We start from the raw sequence: 24,582 nt of genomic DNA, 5'->3' as shown, positions 1-24,582 counted from the left end.
AACAGGCTCAAGAACTCCCGAGCCGTCGCCACCCGCTACGACAAGAGGGCCTACGTCTTCCACGGCACCGTCACAGCCGCAGCCATCCGATTGTGGCTCCGACCATGATCCGCCGGACAGACCCTAGGCCGTGCGCGGTGAGGTGGTCGGCGAGAGCGGTGAGTTCGGCGGCGCCGCGGCCGAGCCGCTTCATCTCGTACACGGTGAAGATGACCCGGCAGTGCGGGGCGTGCGCCTTGACCTCCCGCGCCGTCCTCAGCGCCTCCTCGAACTGCGGACGGACCCGCACCCGGCGGCTGATTTTCTCGCTGAAGATCTTGTCCCTCGGGATGCCGTGCTTGCTCAGCGCGTCGAGCTGGGAGCAGAGTTCCTGCCAGAGCGTCGAGCACCGCGCGTAGCCGATGCAGATGTCCGCGCTCGGCAGGTCCGGGTCGATCGGTGCCGGCGGCGGGGTGCCGGGCTGCCACCTCCGGCCCCGGACCGCGGTCGGCCGGGCGGCACCCGCAGCGCCCTCTTCAGCCGGGCACCATCGTGAAGCGTCGGGTGTGGTGGGCGGAGGCGGCCGCGCCGCCGCGCGAGCGGCACGGCGAGCCGGGCTGCGCATCACACTTCGGACAGGCGTGCGCTTCGGCGTTGTCCGCGTCCGACCGGTCGGTCGGGGAAGGCTGCTGAGGGTCCGCCATGAGCCCGGACTTTCGCACACTGCGATTCTCAGAAGAGGGTCTACCACTTTGAGTAAGAACGAGTTCTGCGAACGAATCCGGGTCCGGCGGGGATGCGGTGGCCCATTATTGATCTTGCTCGCGCGAAAGGACCGTTTGTAATTGGTCCATCAGGTGTGGAGGGCGGCCGGGGTGAGGGCTGCGGCTGGGCTCTCGCTGTTGGCTGCGCGGGATCGGCTGCGGCGGATCTTGCGTGCGGCCAGTGCGATGGCCGCGATCACCGCTGCTGCGGCGGCGAGGGTCGGGCCACCATAGGTGATGGCGTGCTGAAAGGAAGTGGCCGCGGCGTATCCGGCTGTGGCCTCGGCGCCGGCCCACAAGGGGGCGGCGAGCAGGCTGTAGGGGGCGATGCGGCGGTAGGGCAAGGCGGTCGCCCCTGCCAGGTGCGGGGTGAGGGTTCGTACCACGGGGATGAACCGGGAAAGGAAAACGGCCTGCCCGCCGCGTCGGGCCATGAGGGCCTGTGCCCGTTGCCAGGCGGCGGTGGGGATGCGGCGGCCGAAGCGGCCGGTGCGCAGGCGGCCGCCATCGCCGCTGCGAGTCCGCTCCGCCGAGTAAGACCTCATCGACGATGATCCGGGCGCCCGCGCGGGCCATCGCGGTGACGCCCGTGATCCACGCCGTCTCCAGTTCCCGGAACGCCGGGCCACGGGCACCTGTCCGTCCGCAGCGAGTTCGATGCCCCGCGTCCGCCTGCATGGACGCGGGCATCGCGGCGACCAGGGTGTCCGTTCCCAGGGTCAGCCACGGTCCGGCAGGACGCGTTGCAGACATCGCGCAATCCCCGACTTCCCGGAGGAAGAGCCACCATTGAGAACGATCATGTTTGTCATCCGATTCACAGTAGAGGCAGCGTCGCGACGCTCGAAGAACCACTCATGCAGGCGGTGGGGGAGGGCTCAGTGAACGCGCAGACCTGCTGCCCCCTACAGATCGCCCCGCCCCTCAGCACGCTTTGCGTTCGATGACGGCTCTACAGACGCGAAGGGCTGGAGGGAGCCCAGCGCAGCAGGTCTGAGGGAGGGCGCCGGTGTCCAGGGCGCAATCGTTGACGATCTGTTTCAGCTGTTCGCCCTGGCTGCCCGTCAGGTGAGCCACTGCGGTGGGGTGGTTCAGCACCTCCCGGGCGGCGTACCCGTCGCACGTGTTGCTTGTGAGTCGGAGGAGCTCGGTGACGATGTCCCGTACGGGCTGGCAGTCGGTGCTTTCGAGGCTGTCGAGGAAGGCGAGCGCGAGACGCGTGTCGAAGACCGCGAGCCCGTCGGCCGCTCCGAGGGCCGTGTACCGGCCCCAAGCAGGCAGTACCTGGTGAGCGGACTGCTGTCCTGCTTCGCGTCGGCTGAAGGCGGTGAGGCAGGCAGTGACGGCGTCTTCCCACGGTTCTCCGGGGGCGGTGTCGTTGAGTAGTGCCAGGGCTTGTCCGTTCTCGCCGGTGCTCAGGGCGGTGACCACAGCGACTTGCCGGCCGTCGAGCATGCGGGAGCCGATTCCGCGGTGCTTCTGGACGTGGCGGAGTGCTTCGGGCCAGCGGCCGGCGCTGGTGAGTGCTCGCGTGCCGTCGGCGATCACCACACGCCACAGCCATCGGCGCACCTCGTGGCGCTCTCCGTCTGTCCGCGTGAGGTCGGCCGGTACGTCGATGCCGTCGAGGACGGTTCCGCGTCCGGTGGAGACGGCTTCGTACAGGGCGAGGAGTAGCGCGTGTCCTTCGTCGTGATGTCCGGCGCGGATGTGGAGGCGAGCGAGGTTGACGAGGGGCTCGAGGCCGCGGATGGCGGGCTTGGCCGGCAGCGGGCGCTGGGCGAGGTAGGCGGTGGCGTGCTCGTGGCACCAGGTCCTCGCGAGGGCGGGCAGGCCGACGTCGGAGGCGAGCAGGGCTGCTTGGTTGTAGACGGTCGAGGCTTTGACGGGGTCTTCCTCGCGCTCGGTCGTGTGGGCAAGCTGTACGAGCTTGCCCACACGGCAGTCGAGTGGGAGGCAGGCGGGCCGGGGCCGTGCGACCAGGGGGAAGCGGGTGGCTATCGGCCCGCGAGCGTCCATGGGGTCACTCCCAGATGACGGTGATGGGGTGGTGGGGCCGTTCCAGGACGAATCGTCCGGCTGCCGGGTCGCTGGCTCGGCGGTGTCCGGGATCTCGAAGCGGACGCTGTGGCTGCGGTAGTCCTTGTTCCAGGTGCGGACGTGCTCGGCGGTCTCGCCCGCCAGGTCCTTTGCTGCCGGGCCGTGGCCGATGACGCCGACCTCGTAGAGCTTTCCGCCGTCCGCAGCCCGTGGCGCGGGGCGGGTGGTGAGGTAGGCGAGGGTCTCACCGCTGGTGGTGGCCATGGTGCCCCACGGGAACATGGGGCTGAGGCCGGTGTTCTCGGCTGCCTCCTTGGTGGCGTTCATGCGCATCAGGGCGTTCGGGAGGTGGAGGCACAGCCACAGGTCCATCCACTCGTAGGGGACTTCGGGCGGGAAGAGGACGCCGGTCCACTCCTCATGCCGCTCGGTGGTCAGGACGCCGTCGAGGGCCTGGCCGTCGACGTCCTGGTCCTTGTGCACCTGGAGGGTGACGTCCTTCGCGGGGGTGAGGGGGACGATGCGGCGGGCGTCGTCGCCGATGCCGCGCAGCGGCATGAACACGGCGAGGGCGCTCCCGCGGCTGACCCAGCGGTCGTCCTCGCGCTCGAAGATGATGCTGCGGGAGTTGGTGCCGCGCAGGCGCAGCGGTACGACGAGGCGGCCGTCGGGGGCGAGTTGGTCGAGCCAGGCCGTGGGGATCTCGTAGGCGCCGACGGTGGCGATGATGCGGTCGTACGGCGCGGCTTCGGCGTGGCCGAGGGCTCCGTCGGCGAGGAGGACTTCGACGTTGTCGATGTCGGCGGCCGCGAGGTTCTTCTGCGCGGCGGCCACCAGGTCGTCGTCTACGTCGATCGTGGTGACGTGTCCGGTGTCTCCGGCGATCGTCGCCATGACGGCGGCGTTGTAGCCGGTCCCGGCGCCCGCCTCCAGCACGCGGTGGCCGGGGGCGATGTCGAGTTGTTCGAGCATGGCGGCGACCATCCACGGCTGGGAGGCGGCGCTGATCCGTGTTCCGTCCGCCGTGGTCTTGGTGTAGACGGGGTTGTCCGCGTACGCCTCTTCCACGGGGAGGCCGGGGAGGAAGAGGTGTCGCGGGGTGGCACGGAAGGCGTTCTCGATGGCGGGTGTGCGCAGGACTTTCTTCTGGCACAGGCGGTCGGCGAGGTCGGCGCGCAGCTGGTCGGCGGAGACGGGACGGCCGTCACTGAGAGTTGTCACGTAGTTGACCCTAGTAGTCGGTTGTGGATGGTCCGGTGGGGGCACGGCGCCCCCGCCGGGGTGGAACACTGCGTCCAACGCCAGCGCGGCCAGGGCTGATTGCTCCTCGGCAGAGAGCCCGGTGCGGTTGGCGTGGAAGATCACGTGGTGCGCGAGGACGGCTCGCAGCCCGCGGCGAAGGAAGCCGTGGTGGGAGAGGTCGCGGAGATCGCGGCCCGCCTGCTGGAAGGCAGCGGCCCACGGCGCACCGTTGGCGAGCGGGCCGCGCGGACCGGTGAGGGGGCGTTCGTCGGCGGACATCAGGCGATGCATCGCCTCGGTGAGGCGCGGGCGCTGGCCGGCCGCGATGGTGCCCGGAGCCAGGGGGCGGAGTTCGGCGACCTTCGACCACACGTCGCCCTGTTCGTACCAGTCCAGGCCGGCGGCGCGGAGCATGGCGCTGCACAGCACCGCCGTGGTCTCGCGCGGGCCGATTTTCGGGGTCGGGGGCTGGAGGATGTGGCGGCTGTCCTGGTGGAACAGCGTGTGGGCGATATTCATGGCTTCGGCGCCGCCGAACGCCGTGGTCTCCGGCTCGTACACGCCGTGGTTCCAGCCCTGGGCCCGGCCGTCGGCCGCGAGCTTGTCCAGCAGGTCGGTGATGGCCGTGGCGGGACGGTCAGCGATGTAGCGCAGCCGCCACGGCCGCTTGCGGACAAACCACCAGGACCGCAGCGCGCCGTCTTCTTCTGCGGCGAGCAGGGCGGGGTAAAGATCGGCCACGGCGACGTGCTGGGCCGTCTCGCGATCGGGGAAGTGGATGTTGTGCTGCTGCCAGGCGTCGAGCACGCGGGTCGGTCCTTCCAAGGGGTCAGCGGATCAGGAGGCAGGTGTCCCAGCCGGTCAGTGGCGGGGACGCCCCGGCGGCGGCAAGGGCCGTGCCGACGGCACCCTCGAGGAAGCCGGGCCCTGCCGCCCCCAACAGGCCCGCGGCGAGGTCCTCGAGAGGCGCGTCGGCCGGCTGCGCCTGCTCGAGGAGGGAGGGCACGCGGGCGAGGATGCGCTTCCCGGTACCGGGTTCTGCGTCTGCGGCTGTGGTGGCGGCGAGGTGCGCGAGCCCGGCGTGCCCGTGGCACAGCGAACCGTCGGTGGTCGCCGCCTGCTGCGTCGGGCTTTCCAGGGCGTCGGCAAGCGCCTGCTCGGCGCGGGTGCGTGCAGCGGCGTCTGCGAGGGCCATTGCGCCGAGCTGCTGGGCACGGGCCAGGCCCGCGGTGCCGTAACACCAGCTCGGCGGCTGCCGTTCGTCGGTGCCACGGCGCCCGGCACGGTACTGGGCGCGGTTGACCCAGTACGGCCACACCTCTCCGCTTGGGGTGCGGGTGCGCCACCGGTCCAGCCAGCCGCAGATCCGGCCGATCGCCTCCCGGTGGCCGTGGACGCTGACGCCGCGCAGGCACGCGAGGGCGAGCAGTGCCAGGGGCCCGGCGATGCCGTGCGCCATCCCCGAGTTCGCGTGTCCGCCGGCGAACCGGGCCCGGCGGCGGCCGGAGGGGGCTGTGAGGGTCCACCAGCCTGGCAGGACCTCACTGTCGTGCCTGACCGGTTCGGTCAGGCGCACCAGGTACTCCAGGCACTGACGGAGGGTCTTCTCGTCGCTGCCGCGTCGCAGGAGATAGGCGCCCATGCCGGTGAGACCGCGGATCACATCGAACTCGGCCAGGGCGGGAAGGTCCCCGCGGTCCAGTCGCGCGTGGGCGTCATCCAGGCGGCGGCCGGTGGTGGCCGCGATCGACTGGTCCAGCCCGGCCAGGGCCTTGCCGTACGCTCCGGGGCGCCCGTCGGCAGCGCAGGCCATGGCGTGCGCGAGCGCGGGGCCGCCGTAGAAGAGGTGACTGTCTGCCCCGGTCGTCACCGGCTTGTCGGCGGCGTAGGCGATCCAGTCGTGCGCGCGTTGCCACGGCCCGTCGCCTGCGGCGGCCCGCTCGATATGCAGCAGCGCGATGCCTGGCGCGCCGTGCGCGACGGACTGCCGCCACCACGGCTGCGTGGCGAGGTGGGCGGGCACGGCCGAGGGCTCGGCGAGCCGGTCGGCGACGGCGGCCGCGAACCTCGCCCCAGGCTGGGGGCTCATGACCGGCTCCAGCTGGTGCGTGCCGTCCACGCCTTCGCGGCTGCACGGGCGAGGTAGAGGCTGGCGGCTTCGTCATCGAAGTCGACCCCGCAGGCGCGCACGAAGCTGACGTGCATCAGCGAGCCGAGCACGTCATCGACCGCGACGCCCTGCGTGTGCGGGCCGGGGAAGTGGCGGCGATAGGCGGCCAGAGCCGCCTGCCGGGGCTCCCACGCGTCGAAGACCGCCTCTCCGCCGGGCGTGGTGCGCAGCGCCGCCCACTGGTCTCTGGGATCGGAGATGCGGACGGCTTCGGTCAAGACCGGTCGCGGGATACGGCACGGCGCGCTCGCCGGCACGTGGTCCAAGAGCCAGTTCATCCCGGAGCGGGTGCTGCCGGTGAACGCCTCAGCGATGGAGACGGTGTGCGCGGCGACCAGCGCTTGCCGGTGCGGCCGCGTGCACAGGCTGAGCTGCCCCAGCAGCGCACGGGAGTCGGCGCGGAACACGTTCTCTGCGGCGGCCCATGCAGGCCCGTCGCCCCACCGGCCGGTCTCCGGGTAGGAGGTGGGGTACTGCACTGCGCGGATCAGCCCGGCCTGGTTCAGCTGCCGGGCCCAGGCGCTGACCGCGCTGGCGGGTGTGGCCGAAGGACGCCGCGTTCGGGAGGGTGATGCGCAGCCGGAGGTGCTGGTCGGGGTCGCGGTAGCGGACGTACCACCAGGGCGGGCGGCCGAGCAGGTCCAGCAGGTCGGGCAGATGCTCGGTCAGGATGGTGTCCTGCCGGCGCAGGTCTCCGTACAAGCTCGCGAGCAGCGTGTGGGAGTCGGCAGGGGCGTGGCCGCGGCCGCGGCCGATGATGCGGGCACGGGTGGGGGCAGGCAGCGGCGGCCACGGCGGCGGCTTCGTGGCCGTGACCGGCACGATCACCTCGTGCGGGCGGCCGCCGCACCAGCCGAGGTCTTCGGTGGACGGAGCTTCGCTGACCACCGCATGCGAGGAGGTGGCCAGATGCTCCCGCAGCAGAACCCGGTGGCCGGCGTGGCCAAGCTGCCAGGGGCAGCAGGCGGTCACCGTCCAGCAGATGCACCTCACGTGGGAGGTGGCGCCGCGAGCGCCACTCGGACAGCACCGCATCCCAGGCCGCGAACGGTTGCGCCGCGGCGGGGAGAGCGGCGGCCTCCAGACGCCACCGAGCCGGAGACAGGATGATGCGGCCGGCCCGAAGTCGGGGCAGGAACGGCAATCGCCGGGCGGCGCCCCAGTCGAACGTGGTCACCTGGGCGCACTGAGCGCGGCTGAGCTCGATGAGGAAACGAGCCAGCGGCGGCGTGTGGGTGCGGAGGTTGAGCGCATGCCATCCTGCGGCCTCCAGCCGGACGCCCTTTCCGGGCGCGGCGAGGTACATGCGGCGGCAGCCGCGGCAGTACACCTCGAGGGCGTCGACGCGCATGCCCTCCGTGGCCTTGAAGCTGCCGCGGCAGTCGGCGACGGATGCGATGCGCGGCTCGACCTGCACCTCGGCGGCGACGACCCACGTGTGGCTGAGGTCCTTCGTGGCCGGCTTCGCCACCGCCGAAGGGGGTGCAGTCACAGTCGCCGGGCGGAGGGCTGGGGCGTTGGGCTCCCGGGATGGCTTCGTTCGCTGAGCGGACTGGTGTACAAGCTGGTCGAGCGCGAGCGACGCGGAGAACAGTGTCTCCTGGCTGCACGCCGTGTCGAGAAGTGCGATCGTCACCCATGCCTCCGCGGACGTGATGCGGGCCGTGACGTTAGGTCAGACCCCCTTGCCCACACGGAACGCCGGGACCGGAAGATCCGTTACACCGCCTGCGTCGAATCCGTCCTTCGTAGACCCCGAAGGATGCGGCGGGAGCGGACCAGGTAGGTGGTGCCGTCGGCGAGGTAAAGGCGGACGCCGTCCCGCAGTGGGCGCATCTTGTTGACCCGCACCGGTCGGCGACCGCGACGGGTCTGTACGTGGTCCCCGATCCGCACGGTGCCAGCGCTCATCGACATCCACGTTGTTCCGGGCGGGGCTTCCTCGGCGTGCCGCCGTGTTCGCTCCTGGCGGGGGCGCGAGGCGGACGCGTCGGTGTAGATCAGGGCACGCCGGACCGTCGCGAGGAGGCGTTCGACGCACGTCCGGCACCCGTACGTCGGTACTTCTCCGTCCTCGACCGGGACGGTGCCGATGGGTGTCACTGGCACGTCGCGGCCACAGCACCAGAGCCAGCAGTCTCCGTGGGCCCACGGCTGTCGGAATGCGGGCCCGTGGGGTACGGGTGCCGCTCGGCCGGACGGGTGTAGGTGCGCCTCCGCAGCAGCGGCGCTCATGTGTCGATGGAGGAGGGCAGCGGCGCGTTGTGAAGATGGTCCGCGAGCCGCTTCAATTCCTCGACCGGCAGCTCGCCGAGCCTGATGGCCGGAAGGCCCCCGCACCGCTGGCAGTAGGGGTGGGCGTAGACGTCGACGAAGACGACGCCGAGGGTCTGCCTGCTGGCGGCGCACAGGCGCTCCGTCGTCTCCTCGATCTCCGGCCAGTCAGCGGTGTGATCGGGTGCCGGGTCGAGTGGGTGCGCGCCGTCACGAGCGCCGAGAAGCCTGGCGAGCCGGTCAGCGGTGTTGATGGACGCCTCGCCGAGGTCGACGACGGGGACCCGGGTGAACTCCTGGCGCCCGACACGCGGTGTGCGGAGATCGTCGAGTCCGTGTTTGGCGATGGCCGCGTTCCAGGCATCTGCTGCGCGCCTGGCGGGTTCGAGGGGACGCTGAAGGAGCCGGATCAGTGCGTCCGCGTCGGCGCGGTCGATGTTGAGGAGCTGGAGCTTCGTTTCTCCTGCGAAGTCGTGATGCTCGACTGCCACGTTGCTCAGGCCGGCAGCGACCAAGGAGTTCCTCAGCGCGTCCGCGAGGTCCGGAACGTCACGGTCCTCGTCCGCCGCCGCCGGGGTGGCGGGCTCGGACTGGATCAGTTCGAGTACGTGCTGGCGGCGGAGGTGGCGGATCGAGATCGTCGTAGTTCCGCCGTCGTCAGGGGTCTCGATCTCCACAGCGCATGCGCGAAGGTGAAGCCCCAGCCTGGTGGCTAGGCGCGGCAGGTCGTCGTGGTGCACGTGGTACTCCTGAGTGGGTGTGTGCGGTGAGGTTGGTGGACTGGATCGGTGACGGTTCGATCGACCGAGATCAGCGTCGGGAGAAGGTCGCCGGCACGTGGTTGCTGGCCCGCGACGCTTCGGTTTCGAGGTCGACGACGGTCACGCCGCCGAGGCGCATGTACATCTGGGAGGCGAGCATCCACGGCAAGACGGGGTTGCCGTACGGGATCGCGCTGCTCAGCTTCTCGATGGGGGCCAGCCCGTCGTCCCTCTTCTTGTAGACGACGCCGTGCACGCCCCAGAGCTGAGGCTTTCGGGCACGTACCGCTTGCGCCCCCTTCGCGAGGTGCGGGCACTCGCGCATGGACTGCTGCGCGTGTGGCACGCACAGCGGTGGGTGCGACGTCACCGCCCCTTCCAGCCCGTACTCCTTCTCCACGCCGGGCGGGACGATGAACAGAGTGCCGAGTTCGTTCGTCGTCGGCAGGTTCTTGACTCTCGGCACGCACACCTGGCACAGGAGCTTCTCCATGCACGCCCTCTGCCGGAAGGGGTGCAGCGACGCGAAGTCGGGCCGCCCACGTAGATCGCCGTCGTTGGTGAGATTGAAGGTGCACCGAGCCCACAGGACGCGCTCGGAGTCGCGGTCGAGTGCGGTCTCGTCCACGTAGTGCAGGCCGTACTCGTCCGCTTCGAGGTAGTCGACGGTGACGGCCTCTTCGCCCTGGCGCGAGACAACGAAGGGGATGGTGGTGGGGCGGCGGAACGTGCTGGCCACGCGGTTCGACTCCTCGGTGTTGTTGCAGGTGATGAGGTGGGGCGGGCTCTCGGTCAGGGCTGGTGCGGGGGACACCGCCGAGAGCCCGCCCCGGTCCGCGTCCCGGCGGGGGCGTGTGACGGGACGCGGAGTAGGTGGGGCAGCGTCACCGCTGCCATGGGGGGACGTCCCAGATCAGGGCCGTGGAGATGATGCCGACGACGGCGAAGCCGAATCCGAGGCAGCCGAGCAGGTCGGCGCGCAGCGACCGGCCCGGGTGCTTGCGCGCGGCCACGGTAGCTCTTCCGGCTTCGAGTGCCTGGAGCCGTTCCATCGGCTTGTCCGGACGCGGGCCCCGACGGGTCCGGCGGTGGGCCGAGGCGGCGGCCGGGCCGAGTACGAGCACGGCGGCGCCGGCGAGCACGATGGTGTCGGCCTGCTGCCCGTTCACTGCGGTTCCTCTCCGAGGGTGGTGTGCTGCCTGGCTGCGCGACGTGGTGGTCGAGCGCGGTCAGGCAGCGGTCTGTGGGTCTCGCCCTGCCGGGCGGGAGGGAAGGGTGAGGACTGCCCAGGTGCGCTGCCCTGTGGCACCGACGTGGTCGACGCCCCACTTCGCGGCGAGCGCGTCGATGAGGAACAGCCCGCGGCCGCTCTCGTCCCCGGGGCCGGGGATATGTCGCTGCGGGGTGCCGCGGCCGGTGTCACCGACGGCGATGTGCAGCTCGGGCCCGTCGAGGACGAGGCTGAGCGTCACGTGGTCGCCGGTCCGGCTGCCGTGGCGGACCGCGTTCGTGAACAGCTCATCGACGATCAGCTCGGCGTCGTCGACCGCGGTGGTGTCCAGGCCCCACAGCCGGGCGTGAGCCGTGGTGAGCCTGCGGACGCCCGACAGGCGAGCGACGTCTGCGGGGAAGGCGTTCTCGTACGCGGCCTGCCGACGCCGGTTCGCCATCACAGCGCCGCACCCTGGCGGGTGAGGCCCGGCACGCGGGGCTGCTGCTCGCGGAGCACCGTGTCGAGGATGCGGGGGCCGACCAGGTGCGTGTCGTTCAGCGGCCGCACCCAGTGCACGCCGGGCGGCATGCAGCGCTGCTGCGGCGGCGTCCACATGCGGCCCGGAGCGGAGACGCACAGCCCGTGGGGGTTGTCCCAGCGGTGGACCGTGCCGGGCGGCATCAGCCACATCAGCCACCCGGAGCCGAGGTCGCAGATGACCGGGCCGCAGCCGCCAGGCTGGACCTGGTCCATGGCCTGCAGCAACCGGTCGCCGGCCGGTCCGGCAACGGTCACGACGACGTCCCACCGCTCGCCGAGCGGCTCGTCGACGAGCTCGCCGTCCGCCCGGGCCGACTCGGCGAGCAGGTCGAGAAGACGCCGGAGCTGGTCGACGGCCCCGGGCGGCTCCCAGCCGGGCGCCGGGCCCTGCCAGTGTGTGCCGGGAGCACGCTGCGCGGTCCTCACCGGGCTCCCCCCGCGGGAAACGGGTTGTTGCCGTCCTCGATCCATAGCCGCTGGCCGTCCTTGTCGACGGTGACGCCGAAGGCGTCCCGGCCGGGGGTGTCCGCGGCTTCCCAGCCGTCGCAGGCGGCTTCGACCGCGTCCCATAGGTGGCGGGGGCCGCTCTGCTGGACGTCGACCCCGTCGACCCGCGCCCACGAGCCGTCCGCGGCCCACAGCTCCGTCGCACGCACGGCTCCGGTTTCCGGTTCGTGCTCGGTGGACCAGGACATGCCGGGCGCGAAGAGAGAGGCGAGGAAGTGCAGCATCTCGTTGCTCGCCCACTCCACCGCGGCGACACGGCTCGTGCTGTGCCGTGGGTCGGCCGGGCGGCCGGGGTGGGGGGCCATACCGGTCTGGCCCGGCTGACGGGCGGCCATGAAGTACGAGGGCTGGGGCAGGAACCGGCCCTCGGCGGTGCCGTCGTGGTCGACGACGAGGCGGACGATACCGCCGCCGAGGGGAGAGACGATGATCCCGCCAGGGCGGGTCTCCTCCACCAGGGCGTACGGAATGGAGTCCATGCCGCAGGTGACGATCGTGCGGTCATAGCCTGTGCGGCCACCCTGCGGCTGCCGGCCGTCACCGATCACGACGCGGGGCGCGTACCCAGCCTGGTGCAGGCGGCGGTCCGCGAGGGCGGCCAGTTCGGGGTCGACTTCCACGGTGGTCACCCGATCTGCGCCGAGGCGTTCACTCAGCAGCGCGGCGTTGTAACCGGTGCCGGTCGCGATCTCCTTGACGCGGTTGCCGTCGCGGACGCTCAGCGCCTCGAGCATGACGGCCATCAGGCCGGGCCCGGTGGAGGAGGAGGTGGCGATGCCGTCGGTCATCTGTGTGATGAGCGCCTGGTCGGAGTAGACGGTCTCGAGCCAGCCCGGCTCGCCACGCTCCACCCGCTGCAGTTCCCCTGTGGCGTCGGGCGCCCAGAAGGCCGGGGCGAAGTCGTGGCGCGGTACCCAGCCGAACGCCCTTCGCCACTCGGGGTCTGTGATCTGCCCACCGTGGAAGAGTCGTTCGGCGAGCTGGCGGCGGAGCCGGAACGCGGACTGCTCCAGTTGTAGCTCGGCGAGGGGGCGGCCGTACGAATCGTGCATCGCGTCGTCGGTCACAGCTTGCTCCGGGTCAGGAAGTCGGTAATGGCAGCGGTGATGGGCAGGCCGGCCCTGGCCTCGATCCATCCCCACTGCCCGGACGGATTGCATTCCAGGAAGGTCCAGCGGCCCGAGTCGGTGACAGCGAAATCGAACGCGCCGTAGCTCAGGCCGAAGTGGTCCAGCCACGCGAGGACCCCGGCGCGGACACGGGCGGGCACATCACACGGCTTGTAGGTGAGCGCGTCGTAGTCGGTGCGCCAGTCCTCGTACGCGGCGTCGCTTCCCGCGTGGATCTCGGTGGCCATACAACGCCGGCCGACGACGGTCAGCCGCACCTCGTACGCCTTGGGCACCCACTCCTGAAACAGGTGCGCCGTCAGCTTCACCGTGTCGTCCAGCTCGGCCGGGTCGATCAGGTGCGTCGGCACCGCCTGCCGACGGCCGTCGCCGTGGTCGAGTGGCCCGCCACTGAGCGGCTTGCACACCACCGGTGCGCCGAGCTCGGCGCACCACTCGCGGGCCATCGCCGGGTCGTTGGTGATGAGCGTGCGCGGAGTGTGCAGGCCGTACTGCGCGGCGACGGGGAGCTGCCCGGGCTTGTGCGCGGCGATGGCGTCGACATCGGGCCGGTTGAGCCACACCACGGACGCCGGGAGGGCGTACAGCGCCCCAAGGAGCCCGGAGAGTGCCTGCTGCCCGGCCCACGTGCGGTACGGCTCGTCGAGCAGTTCCGGGCCGGCCGGGGGCCGGGGCCGCCGGTAGTAGACGGCCCCGACCTCCTCCACCCGCACCCGGCGCAGCCCGTCCTCGAGCACGCCGCGCCACGGCGAACCGCCGTGGTCGATGCTCAGGGCCAGGTGCGCGGGGAAGTCGGCCAGGTCGAACCGCATGACCGGCCGCTCCCGGCGCTCCAGTTCGCGGACCACCAGGTCGGCGGTCGCGTCGCGGTCCTCGGCGACGACGAGGACCGCCCCGGGTGCGAGGGGCCGGCTCATCCGACCGCGTACGGGTCGGACGTCTCGTCGGGGGAGGAGTCCCAGTTGGTGCCCGTCGAGCTGGCGAGCATCTTCGGGTCCGCCGACCACGGCTGGCCGGCCGGGGTGACGTTGTACTGGCGTGCCGCGTCGTACTGGCACGTCCCCGTCTCGACGGTCACGACCGGCGGGGTGTGCTGCACCCTCGCTCCGAACGGCACCAGCGTTCCGGCTCTTGCGCTCATCGCTACGTCCTCCAGCTTCTCGTTCGTCCCCTTCCACCGGGCGGTGGGTGGGGTCGTACGGCCCCCGGGCGGCCATCACAGGCACCGGGAGTTGGTGCACCGGCCCACACCGCACACGCGCGACAGCGCGGCGTGGAGCGAGCCGGAGTTGGTGAGCAGGCGGCCCTCAGCGGGCGGCCGCAGCCAGCAGGGGCCCAGGCCCGTTGTGCGGTCGGCCGGCGGCACGGTGATCCAGCACGCCGGGCCGAACTCCTCGACGTGCGGGAGGGGCTTCCAGCCGCGTACGGCGCCCGGCGGGACCAGCCAGTACAGGCGGTGGCCGTACTCGTCGCGGATCACCGCGCCGCAGGCGTCACGGAGCTGGGTGACGGCCTGCTCGCCGATGCAAGTGGGTGCGGCCACGGCGTCCCACGCGACCCCGGCAGCGTGCTGCCGCGAGTCGGTGCCGTTGTGCGGTTGCCACGGGGCGATGGCGGTCACTGGTCCTCCCCGGGCGCGCGGTGCAGGATGGTTGCCCAGGTGTCGACACCGCTGGACTCGGCGGATACGCCGCTGTCGTCGGCTATGGCTCCCAGCGCGGCCATGAGCCGTGCCGTCGCGGGCGCGGTGGCGGGGCAGTGACGCACGTTGACACATAGGCCGCCCGGCACGCGCTGTACCAGCAGATGTACGTCCTGGCGGGCGTCTGGGCCCGGCGGGAGTGCGGCGGTCAGGAGTGCGGTCACGGCGCGGAGGGTTCGCTCAGGCAGGTCGTCCAGACCGGCGTCCCAGAGCCGAAGGTGATCGGCCACTACGCGACGGACGGTGTGCACGGCCGCGGGGGACAGGCTGATCCGCATGTCGAGCTGCCCGGGCACGCTGTGGGTGATGGCGCGGCGCGCGGCGCTCGGGACGGTGACGCTGGCGAGTTGCTTCATCGCAGTTCCGTCCGTTCTTTCAGAACCCTCACACGAGGATCTCGTTGCGGGGTGTACTGGTGTCGAACCGTTCTGCAACCATTCAGACAGCACGCGGAGCAAACGTGCAGACGCTGATGCCGAGTCCTCCGCTTATCGGCATCAGAGGGAAGGAATGGCCATGCCGCAGCCCGAGAAGAAGCTCGATCCGGCGCGGTCTCCGCAGCATTGGTTCGGGAGCGAGCTGCGCCTATGGCGCAAGCGGCAGCCCGACAACATGTCGGCCCGGCAACTCGGTCTCCTTGTGCAGGTCAGCGGGGACGTGATCCTGGCCGTCGAGAAGGGTCAGTACCCCAGTTGCCGTTACGACTTGGCGGTCCGACTCGATGAGGTGCTGGAGACAGGCGGAGTTCTGGCACGGGCGTGGCCGATGGTGTTCGGCGATGCCGAGAAAAAGCGGCGTGATGCCGATAAACAGCCGGGAAGCAGGGTGGAGCGCCCCACACAGGTGAGCGAAGGCCGCATCCTTGGGAGTGATGCAACACCGCCTCACACGGAAGGCGCTGAGCCCGTGGACCGACGATCGCTTCTCCAAGCCGGCGGCGCTGCTGCCCTCATCCCCACGAACCTCGTGGACCTGCTGACGCCCAGCGCACAGTCCGAGCAGCCCGGCAAGATCCGGCCCAGCCACATCGCCCAGGTGCAGGGAGTAGCGAGCAGCATCCACCGCTGGGACAACGTCTACGGCGGGGGCGGGATGGTCCGTGACGTTGCCGGCCGTGCGATGACGTGGGCCGCCGGTCTGCTCTACGCAGACTGCCCAGACGGGCTGCGCCGGCAACTCCTCACTGCGGTGTCCCGGCTCGGCGTGGTGGTGGGCGCCAGCGCCTTCGACTCCTACGCGCACGACGATGCGCAACGTACATTCCGGTTCGCCGCGGAGTGCGCTGAGGAGGCGGGAAACTGGCACCTGCGGGCCAAGGCCTACAGCTTCCTGTCCCGGCAGGCCATCTGGGTCGGCGAAGCCGATGACGGGCTGACGCATGCGGAGAAGGGCCTCGTGCGCTCGGACCGCATCACCGCGACGGAACGGGCCATGCTGCACACGGCCCGCGCCCGGGCGTTCGCGAAGATGGGCAACGTGCGAGAGACGCTGACCGCGGTGGGGCAGGCCGATGATGCGTTCTCCGACTCCGACCCGTCCGTGGACCCCTCGTGGATGGCGTACTACGACGCCGCCCAGCACTCCGGAGACACGGCGCACGCCCTGTTCGACCTCGCGGTGAAGGGCGGCCAGGACCCTGCTCGGGCTGGGCAGCGGTTCCTCAACGCGATCCACGGGCACGGTGACGCCTTCAAGCGGTCGCGTGCCATCTCCCGCACCAAGCTGGCGTCCCTGATGATGTCCAAGGGCGACCCACGGCAGGCGGCGCAGATCGGACACGACGCGCTCGACGAGGTCGGTCAGCTCACTTCGCGGCGCGCTGCGGACGACCTGCGGCAGCTCGGCCGCTTTTCAGGTAAGCACCCGGCCGTGAGCGACGCGACTGACCTTCGGGAGCGCATCGCCCTTACGCTGCGGGGATGACCACCGACGCTTCACCCGCCGTGCAGGTACTCGAAGAGGCGTGTCGCGCGGTCGGCCTGGACGCAGCCGGCGCGGAACCCCTTCGGATCGCGGAGAACCAGATCTGGCGGCTTCCCGGCCGCGTCGTCGCCCGTATCGCCCGCCCGGGACAGGACGACGCCGCTGCCCGCGAGGTGCGTGTTGCCAGGTGGCTCGCCGAGCACGAGGTGTCGGCTGTGCGCGCATACCCGGTCGAGCAGCCGGTGCAGGCAGGCGGTCGGCCGGTGACCTTCTGGGAGGAGCTGCCCGAGCATCGCCACGGCGCGGTCCGAGACGTCGCCGGCGCCCTCAAGCAGCTTCACAGCCTGCCAGCGCCCCCGTTCGACATCGGGTACCTCGACCCGTTCGTGCGCGTCAGTGAGCGCATCGACGCCGCGGTCACCCTCTCCGCCGGGGATCGCGCGTGGCTGCACCAGCGCCGAACCGACCTTGAGGCGCAGTGGCGTGTGCGGCCGCGCGGCATGGCTGACCGGGCGGTGCACGGGGACGCCTGGGTGGGCAACATCGCGCGCACCGCCAGCGGGCCGGTGCTCATGGACCTTGAGCGGTTCTCGATCGGCCCGCCGGAGTGGGACCTGGTGTCCACGGCGGTGAAGCTGACCACGACCGGCGGCGTCACCCAGCTCGAGTACACGGAGTTCTGCGAGGCCTACGGCACAGACGTCACCACCTGGGAGGGCTATCCGCTGATGGCCGCAGCCCGGGAGCTGCGCATGACGACGTACGCGGCGCAGCACGCGGCTACCCGTCCCGAGTGGCAGGCGGAGGCACAGCACAGGGTGGACTGCCTACGCGGCCGCTCAGCGCCCCGCCCGTGGGTGTGGAAGGGCATCGTGTAGCTCCGTCCGGGTGTACGGACACCGGCCGTTCAGCGCATCACCGCCCGGCCCGGGACGGTGCGCTGTCGGCTTGTCGGGTGAGCAGCGAGGAGGTGCCCGTTCGCTCGCCCGTCGACGTCGTACGCCCCACTACCGGCCTCGGGACTGGTGGGCTCGCATGTTGAGGTGTCGCGTATTTCTCTGTGAGGTAGGTTCTGGTGTCACGGTGCGTGGCGCACCTCGGACAACAGCCGAGCCCTGACAGGGGCAGACCCCCGCGCGTGCGGGGACGACGACGTGGACGCTGCGAACGGGCCACGATGCCCGTCACTCGGCCACCACCGCCCAGCCGTGGGCGACCCGCTACCGGGCCGACGGCGAGACCGCAATGGCCGACCGCCCCGTGTCTGGATGACTCGAGGCTCGGATCCCAGGGTCGAAGCCGGGCGACGTCGCCTTGGGCCGTCCTCGGGGATGCCGAGATCGCCTGGGATCACGGTTGCCCGTTCCGTTCTCAGAGTCGGGCCCAAAGTCGCCCGCTGGAGCGTGGCTGCCCGGGTTGTTCAGGCGGGTAGTGTCCAGGAGGTTCCTGACGGTGCGCCGATCCAAACGGTTTGCGTGTCGTCTTCGCTGATAGTCATTCCGAAGTCCGACTGGTCTGGCATGCCGGCCCGCTGCCAGGCTCCGATGCCTTGTTCGACCTGGTCCCACAGCCGCAGCGGACCGTGCTGGTGGACTCTCCAGCTGCTGGTGCCGTCGGGTTCCGTCCATGACTGGGAGCCGGTGGCCACGTCGATGAGGATGACGTTGTCTGCGGTGGCGATCATCTCCGCGGAGGGCGAGGAAAGCTGCGCGACGAAGCGGCCTGTCCAGCTCTGGGTGAGCTCGGGGTCGATGCGTGTGGGCCGGGGTTCGCCGGCTACGGGGAAGAACTTGGGGCGTGGCGGCGGCTGGTGGGGACGGGCCAGCATGTAGGAGAGCGGTTCGCCGGTGAAGCGGCCGGTGAAGGTGCCGTCTTCGGCGATCGTGAGGTTGATCAGGCCGGCGGCCTGCATCCAGCCGCCGAGCCCGAAGGTGATGCTCCCGGTGTCGGCGAGCTGCCACAGCAGCGGCAGCGGCACGCTGCGCAGAGCGCAGGTGAGGACGATCCGGTCGTAGTCGGCGCCGGGCGGGTGCCCGTTCAGGCCGTCGCCGGTGACCAGGTGCGGCTGGTAGCCGGCAGAGTGGATTCGATCGGCCGCCAGGGTGGCCAGGGCGGGGTCGTACTCGATTGAGTAGACGTTCCCTTCACCGATCCGGTGGCACAGGAGGCTGGTGGAATACCCGGTCCCGGTGCCGATTTCCAGCACCTTCTCGCCTTCGCGGATTCCGGCCAGTTCCAGCATCCGGATGACCAGAGACGGCAGTGTGCTGGAGGAGGTCGGGCTGCCCGAGACCGGGCCGGGGGCGTCAGCGGCGTTGAGGCCGTCGATCTGGGTGACGAGTGTGGCGTCCGTGTAGGCCGTGCGCAGCCATTCCTCTGGTGGGCACGAGTCGCGCAGCAGCGGCTCCCACCCCCTTCCGGTCTGGCGGTACACGGCAGGGCCGAGGAACAGCTCCCGTGGAACCTGCTCCACGGCGGCCCGCCATCTGTTGTCGCGCAAGGTTCCGCGGTCAAAGAGCGCGGCAGCGAGCTCTGCGCGGAAGGTGTCGACTGGGCGGTTCACAGCAGGGCCTGCCGGGGGTGTTGAAGCTGGTCGGCCAGGGCAGCCGCGATGCCCTGCGTGATGTGCTGCGGGAACCAGGCCCACTGGCCGTTGGGGTTGCACTCGTACCACCAGAATCTGCCCCGGGCGTCCAAGCCGAAGTCGAAAGCGCCGAAAGTCAACCCGAACGCACCCATGTAGGCGTGCACCGCCTTCGCCACCTCCCCGGGCACGTCGATCACGGTGTAACTCAGGTCCTCGTAGTGCCGGCGCCAGTCCACCCCGGGAGATCCGTCGATCCGCACCGCGAAGAACCGGTCGCCGACGACGGTCAGCCGCACATCGGCCACCTTCGCCACGCGCTGCTGGAAAAGGTGCGCCGTCGCGGCCACCCCCTCATCGATGTCGTCGGCTCTGGCGTCCTCGACCCACACGGTCAACGTCCGCCCCTCACCGTCGCGGTAGCCCGTCTCGCGCAGCGGTTTGTACACCACCGGGGCGTGCTCGCGCGCGAAAGCACGAGCACGCCCCGGGTCGTTCGTGATCAACGTCGGCGGCACCCTCATGCCGCAGGCAGCGGCAGCGCCCAGCTGCGCCGGCTTGTACTCCGCGTCGCGGTTGCGCCAGGGATGGTTGACGAACAACGCCCCGGGTATCGCGGCCAGCACCCCTCCGACCCCGTACCGGGCCTGCTCCACCGCCCACCGCTCGTCCTCGCCCTCCAGCCCAGCCCCGGCCCTATACGGGCTGGGCCGCCGCCAGTAAACGGACCGCACCTGCGACAAGCCGACGGTGCGCGTCGCGGTGAACAGATCCCCCCGCAAACCCTCACTGCCGAACTCGGCGCACAGCGTGACCTGTTGGGGGAACGCGCCCGGATCCAGCCTGGCCACCGGAACGCTGCGCCGGTTCAGCTCCGCGATCACTTCGTCGGCCGTGGGATCATCGAGTTGAGTGACCACCAGGACGGGACCGTCACCCGCCGACATCAGTCGGTGTCACCGGACTGATCGTGCCCTTCGTCAGGGATTCCGTCCGAGCTGGTTTTCGTCTTCGTCTCGTTCGCGGTCTCCGACCTCTTGTGTCTTGCGGACGCAGGTAATGGGGCGCCGTCCTCGCCGATCCACTGGGCGGTCTGCGTATCCGGGTCGAGGAGAACCCCCACCCGTGGCAGGACGGCGGCGGGTGGGTACGGCTTCATACGCGAAAGCCCCCAGGGGGCGAGGCGAGAGTCAGCAGGCATAGTGGTGTTCCCTCCCGTATGCGGCGGCAGAGCGACCGTGCACCACCATCGTCCCGCCGTAGACGGCACTCCGGAAGACGGCCTCACGCCAGCAGCCCGCTCCCGACTGCCACCCGGTCACGGCCTCCCCCATCCGCTGGACATGGCCCGGGCACCGCTCTGTGACCAGCAACGAGCAACCTTCGGGCAGACCCCCGCGTGTGCGGGGACGACGTCATCCCGCCGGGCGGGATGCACACGTAGGCGCACAGCGTGGCAGACCCCCGCGTGTGCGGGGACGACACGGACCGGCCCGCACCTGCCACCACAACCCCGGGCAGACCCCCGCGTGTGCGGGGACGACGCGCCGTACGCGGATACGGATGCGGCAGTGAACGGCAGACCCCCGCGTGTGCGGGGACGACGGGCACCGTGAGCTGCACGACCAGGTCGTGCTCGGCAGACCCCCGCGTGTGCGGGGACGACCCAGCCGAGGCCGCGGGTGCCGTGGGTGAGGAGGGCAGACCCCCGCGTGTGCGGGGACGACACGTCCCGGTTCATGAGGCGCCTCCTGGTGTGAGGCAGACCCCCGCGTGTGCGGGGACGACGGTGACCGGAGCGACGCGGACTGGCCGGACCCGGGCAGACCCCCGCGTGTGCGGGGACGACAGTGCGGGTGTCGGCACTTCGGGTCGGCGTACGGGCAGACCCCCGCGTGTGCGGGGACGACACCTCGGCGGGGCCGAGGACGCGTACGGCGCTCGGCAGACCCCCGCGTGTGCGGGGACGACACCTCGGCGGGGCCGAGGACGCGTACGGCGCTCGGCAGACCCCCGCGTGTGCGGGGACGACGACGTCGAACCCTCCTGCACATCACGCGTGGGGGGCAGACCCCCGCGTGTGCGGGGACGACACGACGAAGGAGGCCAGAAGGTGGCTCCCGAGAGGCAGACCCCCGCGTGTGCGGGGACGACCCGCCGGGTCTGATCTGCGGAGACGGCGGGGGCGGCAGACCCCCGCGTGTGCGGGGACGACCCCAGCGCCCTGGCCCTGGGCGCGCTCGTCGCGGGCAGACCCCCGCGTGTGCGGGGACGACGCGATCTCGGGGTCGACCTGGGGGTAGCCGGCCGGCAGACCCCCGCGTGTGCGGGGACGACGTCGCGCAGGGAAGGCAGACGGCTGCTGATGGCGGCAGACCCCCGCGTGTGCGGGGACGACGGCGTCACGCTCCTGTTCCTCGTCGTCCTTGAGGGCAGACCCCCGCGTGTGCGGGGACGACAACGATCGGCATCAATAGGCAACAAGGTAGCCCGGCAGACCCCCGCGTGTGCGGGGACGACCCCCGTCTGGCCTTCGGGCCGGGCGGGGGCGCAGGCAGACCCCCGCGTGTGCGGGGACGACGCCGCCATCTCCGCCCGGTGCGCCAGGCGTTCCGGCAGACCCCCGCGTGTGCGGGGACGACACTTATTGACCTGCAGCTTCTCGCGAGACGAGGTGCGTTTGCAATCAGTGCCCTCGGGTCCGGAGGGAGTGGTTCCACGACCTCCTGCTGCTCACAGCGCGGCCTGCTGGCTCAGGATCTCCCGCCACCTAGTCTCATCTCCCGCAGGGCGATGTGGCGCGACCCGTGTGACAGGGGCAGGGTGTGAGACACCATTGCGGGCGCCAATCTTTAACACGTGAACGCCTGTTAGCCAAACAGCGAAAGCTGAGGACCATCGAAAGGAAAGCAGACGAGGTCGCGCCTGGTGGCGTGCACCGAAGCTGCGCTATCGAGTCTGCTCAGCTATCGACGGATATGTGATCCTATGCAGTCAGCACCAGGTGTGACGCCCGTTGCGCACCCGGGCACAGTCGGCACAAACAGGCAGCCTGTGGAGGTGGGAGCTCCCGACCGCTTTGCAGCAGCTGTCCCACGCCAGTCAAGCGCGCCGGACGACTTGCAATACCGCAAACGAGCTGCCACCCCACTTGGACGCCGGCTCCCGCCGGGAGCTTACCGTCGAATTCTTGAGATGCTTTTCGGGTCGGACCCTCCATAGTCGCAACGTAATGTAACATCCCTAGGTGATCCGGCGGGCATAGAACGCCGGCCGATAGACCGGCCTTGGGGGAGAGCTTGCCTAAAAACCTTATGGCTGCCGCAGCAGTGCGCCGCGCCAGCACCAAATTCCGCGCCGTCGACTACCTTCGAGTCAGTACTGAAGAACAGGTCAAGGGTTACGGAATCGCCTACACCGGCAAGCGCACTAAGAGGCATATTGCCACGAAAGGCTGGCGACACGCCAGAACCTACGCAGATGAAGGTTTCAGCGGGAGCCTGGAAGCCCACGAACGCCCTGATCTCAACCGCCTAATGCAAGACGCGCGACAGGTGCCTCGCCCCTTCGATGTCGTCTGTGTGGCTGAAGAGCGGGCGATCGGCCGGGCAGGACGAGCCTTCTGGCCCTGGGTGTGGGAACTCGAAGACCTCGGAGTCTTCGTCGCAATTGTCAAAGGCGACTACGACAACACTACGGCCGAAGGCCGATCCCGGATGCGCAAGGCGGCCGACAGGGCCGAAGACGAGCGCGAGACCATCCGCGAACGGACCCAGGGCGGCCTCCAGGAAAAGGCCGAGGATGGCGGCTATATAGGCGGAAAAGTGCCTTACGGGTACCGCGTCATTAACCGCGGCGTTCGTGGAGAGTCACGACTCGTCATCGACGACCACCAAAGTTGCCCTGTCAACTGTACGGCCATGCACGAAGCTGAATGTCTCCGAGATGGGCGACAGTGCTACGTCGAAACGCGCGACTGGGAAGAAGTCGCTAAATCCCTCAATGCTCGTGGATACCGACGCCGAAATGGTCAACCATGGGGCTACCATGCGGCGCGTCAACAGATCCTCAGCGACATAATCCTCGAAGCCAGACAGCTCTTCAGGGGATCCCACTACGTACAACGCGACGCCGACGGAAAGACCACCTATGGAGAACCCGTCACTATCAAACTCGACCCGATCTTCACCCCAGATGAGGTTGCCGAACTTAGGAGCGCAAACCAAAAGCCTCCGCGGAAGCCTTCCACCTTCCGCGTCTACACGCTCAGCGGGCAAATTCACAGTCCTTGCGGAAAGCGCTACGTTGGCGGTGGAAAAGGTCGGCGAGAAAGGCAATACCGCTGCCAAGGACGCACTGCAGCGTACCCAGGAGCCACCACTTGCGAATGCGCATACCTGCGCGCAGAACCGATTGAACAAGAGGCATGGAAAAGAATTCAACACCTCCTAGGTGACCTGGGTCAACTCAAGGCGATGGCTGAGGACTGGCTTGGATACCGATCAGGAAGTCGAGTCAACTTCGCCGAGCGCATCGCCGAGCTGGACAAGCAGATAGCAGCACAACAGAAGGCGGTCAACATCACCATAAGTGTGACCGCAAAACAGGTTGCGATAGAAGAAGAACTATCTGAAGAAGAATCTGAGAGGCGACTCGCTGAAGTCATCGCGCCACTTCAACAGGAACTAACCAAGCTCAAACGAGACCGAACCGACGTCGCCTCCTGGCAGGAAGAGTCTGACGACGCCGAAGACCGTCTAACGCAACTCGTCCAACTAGCCGAGATGGCCCAGCACCGACTGCACAACATGCCACTCGACAAACAGCAAGAACTTATGACTGTCCTCAACTGTGAGGTCACGCTCATCGCCGACCTCCCCCAAGGCCGTAAGGGCCAACCCTGCGCACTCGCATCCTGGTTCTCCCAGCGAAACATGGGGGTGCCACTCCTGACCGAGAACGCCTGGGAGAAAGTTGCCCCGCTCATCGACTGGCAGCCGCGTAACCTGTCGCCCCGCACTGTGCTCGCAGGCATTCTCTATAAGGTGCGCACCGACACTCCGTGGAAGAGCGTCCCGTCTGTTTTCGGCAGCCCGGCAACACTCCAGACCTACTGGACGCGATGGCGTAGGTCGGGCTTCTGGGAGCGCGCGATGGAAGCCCTGGCTGATGAGCCGTGGACGGCTCTGCCAAGCCCGCCGTCTCCGAAGCTCACGCTGCGATGCTTGATCGAGCCGCAGGTGCTGCTGGAATCCGAAGGCCGCCCCGTTGAGTCAGCCGCTCCGGGCTCACCAGCAGCACGTCGACCTCGCCGTCGGCCACCTCCTGCTGCACGGCATCCCACTCCTCGGTGTTCGCGGAGTTGATGGTGCGGGCCCGGATCCCCGCCCGCTCTGCGGCGGCGACCTGGTTGCGCATGAGCGCGAGCAGCGGCGACACGATCACCGTGGCGCCCTCGCCCCGGTGCCGGAGCAGCGCCGTGGCGACGAAGTACACCGCCGACTTGCCCCATCCGGTGCGCTGCACGACCAGGGCGCGGCGGCGGTGCGCCACCAGCGCCTCGATGGCCCGCCACTGGTCGTCTCGCAGGCGGGCGGTGCCACTCTCGTCTCCCACGAGGCGGGCCAGGACGTCGTCCGCAGCGGTACGCAGATCCGTGTCGGTCATGCGCTCCATGCAAGCCCATCGCACCGACAGAAGCGAACGCGCCCTGGGGAAAACTCAGCGTCGGTCCGCTGATCACATGAGCAGGC

23 protein-coding genes, 5 pseudogenes and 1 CRISPR repeat array are annotated in these 24,582 nt (G+C 69.9%); of the genes and pseudogenes, 4 read left to right on the top strand and 24 right to left on the bottom strand.

The window, feature by feature from the left end; translation table 11 throughout:
• Positions 1–108, top strand: a pseudogene (locus RM572_RS06440) (IS5/IS1182 family transposase); the annotation flags it as partial.
• Here the strand turns inward: RM572_RS06440 and RM572_RS29845 are convergent.
• From RM572_RS29845 to RM572_RS06350, 20 genes and pseudogenes are all read right to left on the bottom strand, one after another.
• The gene (locus RM572_RS29845; RefSeq protein WP_449657210.1) at positions 71–346 is read right to left on the bottom strand and encodes a recombinase family protein; all 276 of its coding nucleotides are present in this window, start codon (positions 344–346) and stop codon (positions 71–73) included. The pseudogene RM572_RS06440 and the gene RM572_RS29845 overlap by 38 nt on opposite strands.
• A 169-nt stretch (positions 347–515) precedes the next feature.
• Positions 516–683 carry a zinc finger domain-containing protein gene (locus RM572_RS29840; protein WP_449657209.1) on the bottom strand — a complete coding sequence of 56 codons (168 nt, stop codon included), beginning with the start codon at positions 681–683 and terminating at the stop codon, positions 516–518.
• Between the two features lie 149 nt (positions 684–832).
• Complete coding sequence (locus RM572_RS06430) at positions 833–1,288, bottom strand: DedA family protein (protein WP_394813533.1); 456 nt, start codon at positions 1,286–1,288, stop codon at positions 833–835.
• 16 nt (positions 1,289–1,304) lie between these two features.
• Positions 1,305–1,546: pseudogene (locus RM572_RS06425) on the bottom strand (phosphotransferase-like protein); the annotation flags it as partial.
• 121 nt (positions 1,547–1,667) lie between these two features.
• Entirely contained in the window at positions 1,668–4,850 is a 3,183-nt protein-coding gene (fxlM, locus tag RM572_RS06420) for a methyltransferase, FxLD system (protein ID WP_311672298.1), read from the bottom strand.
• Positions 4,851–4,854: 4 nt separating this feature from the next.
• Complete coding sequence (locus tag RM572_RS06415; RefSeq protein ID WP_311672297.1) at positions 4,855–6,114, bottom strand: lanthionine synthetase C family protein; 1,260 nt, start codon at positions 6,112–6,114, stop codon at positions 4,855–4,857.
• Entirely contained in the window at positions 6,111–6,683 is a 573-nt protein-coding gene (locus RM572_RS29725) for a thiopeptide-type bacteriocin biosynthesis protein (RefSeq protein ID WP_394813534.1), read from the bottom strand. The genes RM572_RS06415 and RM572_RS29725 overlap by 4 nt, the downstream gene beginning before the upstream one ends.
• A 109-nt stretch (positions 6,684–6,792) precedes the next feature.
• Positions 6,793–7,230, bottom strand: a pseudogene (locus tag RM572_RS29720) (hypothetical protein); the annotation flags it as partial.
• Positions 7,208–7,501, bottom strand: a pseudogene (locus RM572_RS06405) (lantibiotic dehydratase); the annotation flags it as partial. The pseudogenes RM572_RS29720 and RM572_RS06405, both read right to left, overlap by 23 nt.
• Before the next feature lie 413 nt (positions 7,502–7,914).
• A complete protein-coding gene (locus RM572_RS06400) occupies positions 7,915–8,106 on the bottom strand; it encodes a hypothetical protein (protein WP_311672296.1) in 192 nt (63 codons plus the stop codon).
• Between the two features lie 320 nt (positions 8,107–8,426).
• Positions 8,427–9,209, bottom strand: coding sequence for a hypothetical protein (locus tag RM572_RS06395; RefSeq protein WP_311672295.1), 783 nt, complete (start codon positions 9,207–9,209; stop codon positions 8,427–8,429).
• Between the two features lie 70 nt (positions 9,210–9,279).
• Positions 9,280–10,044, bottom strand: a complete 765-nt coding sequence (locus RM572_RS06390; RefSeq protein WP_311672294.1) for a hypothetical protein — start codon at positions 10,042–10,044, stop codon at positions 9,280–9,282.
• Positions 10,045–10,114: 70 nt separating this feature from the next.
• Positions 10,115–10,399 carry a hypothetical protein gene (locus RM572_RS06385; protein WP_311672293.1) on the bottom strand — a complete coding sequence of 95 codons (285 nt, stop codon included), beginning with the start codon at positions 10,397–10,399 and terminating at the stop codon, positions 10,115–10,117.
• A 60-nt stretch (positions 10,400–10,459) separates the two neighbouring features.
• On the bottom strand, positions 10,460–10,900 hold the full coding sequence (locus RM572_RS06380; protein ID WP_311672292.1) for an ATP-binding protein: 441 nt from the start codon (positions 10,898–10,900) through the stop codon (positions 10,460–10,462).
• A complete protein-coding gene (locus tag RM572_RS06375) occupies positions 10,900–11,409 on the bottom strand; it encodes a cupredoxin domain-containing protein (protein ID WP_311672291.1) in 510 nt (169 codons plus the stop codon). The genes RM572_RS06380 and RM572_RS06375 overlap by 1 nt, the downstream gene beginning before the upstream one ends.
• Entirely contained in the window at positions 11,406–12,557 is a 1,152-nt protein-coding gene (locus RM572_RS06370) for a methyltransferase domain-containing protein (protein ID WP_311672290.1), read from the bottom strand. The genes RM572_RS06375 and RM572_RS06370 overlap by 4 nt, the downstream gene beginning before the upstream one ends.
• A complete protein-coding gene (gene tgmB / locus RM572_RS06365; protein WP_311672289.1) occupies positions 12,554–13,537 on the bottom strand; it encodes an ATP-grasp ribosomal peptide maturase in 984 nt (327 codons plus the stop codon). Before tgmB (RM572_RS06365) ends, RM572_RS06370 begins: the two co-directional genes overlap by 4 nt.
• On the bottom strand, positions 13,534–13,761 hold the full coding sequence (tgmA, locus tag RM572_RS06360; protein WP_311672288.1) for a putative ATP-grasp-modified RiPP: 228 nt from the start codon (positions 13,759–13,761) through the stop codon (positions 13,534–13,536). The genes tgmB (RM572_RS06365) and tgmA (RM572_RS06360) overlap by 4 nt, the downstream gene beginning before the upstream one ends.
• Positions 13,762–13,836: 75 nt before the next feature.
• The gene (locus RM572_RS06355; RefSeq protein WP_311672287.1) at positions 13,837–14,241 is read right to left on the bottom strand and encodes a hypothetical protein; all 405 of its coding nucleotides are present in this window, start codon (positions 14,239–14,241) and stop codon (positions 13,837–13,839) included.
• Positions 14,238–14,678: a hypothetical protein gene (locus tag RM572_RS06350; RefSeq protein ID WP_311672286.1), complete on the bottom strand. Its 441-nt coding sequence runs from the start codon at positions 14,676–14,678 to the stop codon at positions 14,238–14,240. The genes RM572_RS06355 and RM572_RS06350 overlap by 4 nt, the downstream gene beginning before the upstream one ends.
• Before the next feature lie 160 nt (positions 14,679–14,838).
• Here RM572_RS06350 and RM572_RS06345 point away from each other — a divergent pair, with 160 nt between their 5' ends.
• On the top strand, positions 14,839–16,245 hold the full coding sequence (locus RM572_RS06345; protein WP_311672285.1) for an XRE family transcriptional regulator: 1,407 nt from the start codon (positions 14,839–14,841) through the stop codon (positions 16,243–16,245).
• Positions 16,242–17,123: an aminoglycoside phosphotransferase family protein gene (locus RM572_RS06340; RefSeq protein ID WP_311672284.1), complete on the top strand. Its 882-nt coding sequence runs from the start codon at positions 16,242–16,244 to the stop codon at positions 17,121–17,123. Before RM572_RS06345 ends, RM572_RS06340 begins: the two co-directional genes overlap by 4 nt.
• A 542-nt stretch (positions 17,124–17,665) precedes the next feature.
• On the opposite strand, the gene tgmC is transcribed toward RM572_RS06340, so the two are convergent.
• The 3 genes from tgmC to tgmA (RM572_RS06325) are packed head-to-tail and all read right to left on the bottom strand — an operon-like array spanning position 17,666 to position 20,030.
• A complete protein-coding gene (gene tgmC / locus RM572_RS06335) occupies positions 17,666–18,808 on the bottom strand; it encodes an ATP-grasp peptide maturase system methyltransferase (RefSeq protein ID WP_311672283.1) in 1,143 nt (380 codons plus the stop codon).
• The gene (gene tgmB / locus RM572_RS06330; protein ID WP_311672282.1) at positions 18,805–19,749 is read right to left on the bottom strand and encodes an ATP-grasp ribosomal peptide maturase; all 945 of its coding nucleotides are present in this window, start codon (positions 19,747–19,749) and stop codon (positions 18,805–18,807) included. Before tgmB (RM572_RS06330) ends, tgmC begins: the two co-directional genes overlap by 4 nt.
• 26 nt (positions 19,750–19,775) lie before the next feature.
• Positions 19,776–20,030: a putative ATP-grasp-modified RiPP gene (gene tgmA, locus RM572_RS06325; protein WP_311672281.1), complete on the bottom strand. Its 255-nt coding sequence runs from the start codon at positions 20,028–20,030 to the stop codon at positions 19,776–19,778.
• A gap of 185 nt (positions 20,031–20,215) precedes the next feature.
• Positions 20,216–21,471: a CRISPR direct-repeat array (repeat unit 28 nt; unit sequence GGCAGACCCCCGCGTGTGCGGGGACGAC).
• Between the two features lie 672 nt (positions 21,472–22,143).
• On the opposite strand from tgmA (RM572_RS06325), the gene RM572_RS06320 reads away from it, so the two are divergent.
• Complete coding sequence (locus RM572_RS06320) at positions 22,144–24,195, top strand: recombinase family protein (RefSeq protein ID WP_311672280.1); 2,052 nt, start codon at positions 22,144–22,146, stop codon at positions 24,193–24,195.
• Here the strand turns inward: RM572_RS06320 and RM572_RS06315 are convergent.
• Positions 24,104–24,496, bottom strand: a pseudogene (locus RM572_RS06315) (DEAD/DEAH box helicase); the annotation flags it as partial. The gene RM572_RS06320 and the pseudogene RM572_RS06315 sit on opposite strands and share 92 nt — an antisense overlap.
• Positions 24,497–24,582 lie beyond the last annotated feature (86 nt).

Origin of the sequence: Streptomyces hazeniae, assembly GCF_031845485.1 — a bacterium.
Classification (GTDB): Bacteria; Actinomycetota; Actinomycetes; order Streptomycetales; family Streptomycetaceae; genus Streptomyces; species Streptomyces hazeniae.
The sequence above is the reverse complement of the archived record's forward strand: the minus strand, read 5'-3'. Positions and strand labels throughout refer to the sequence as shown.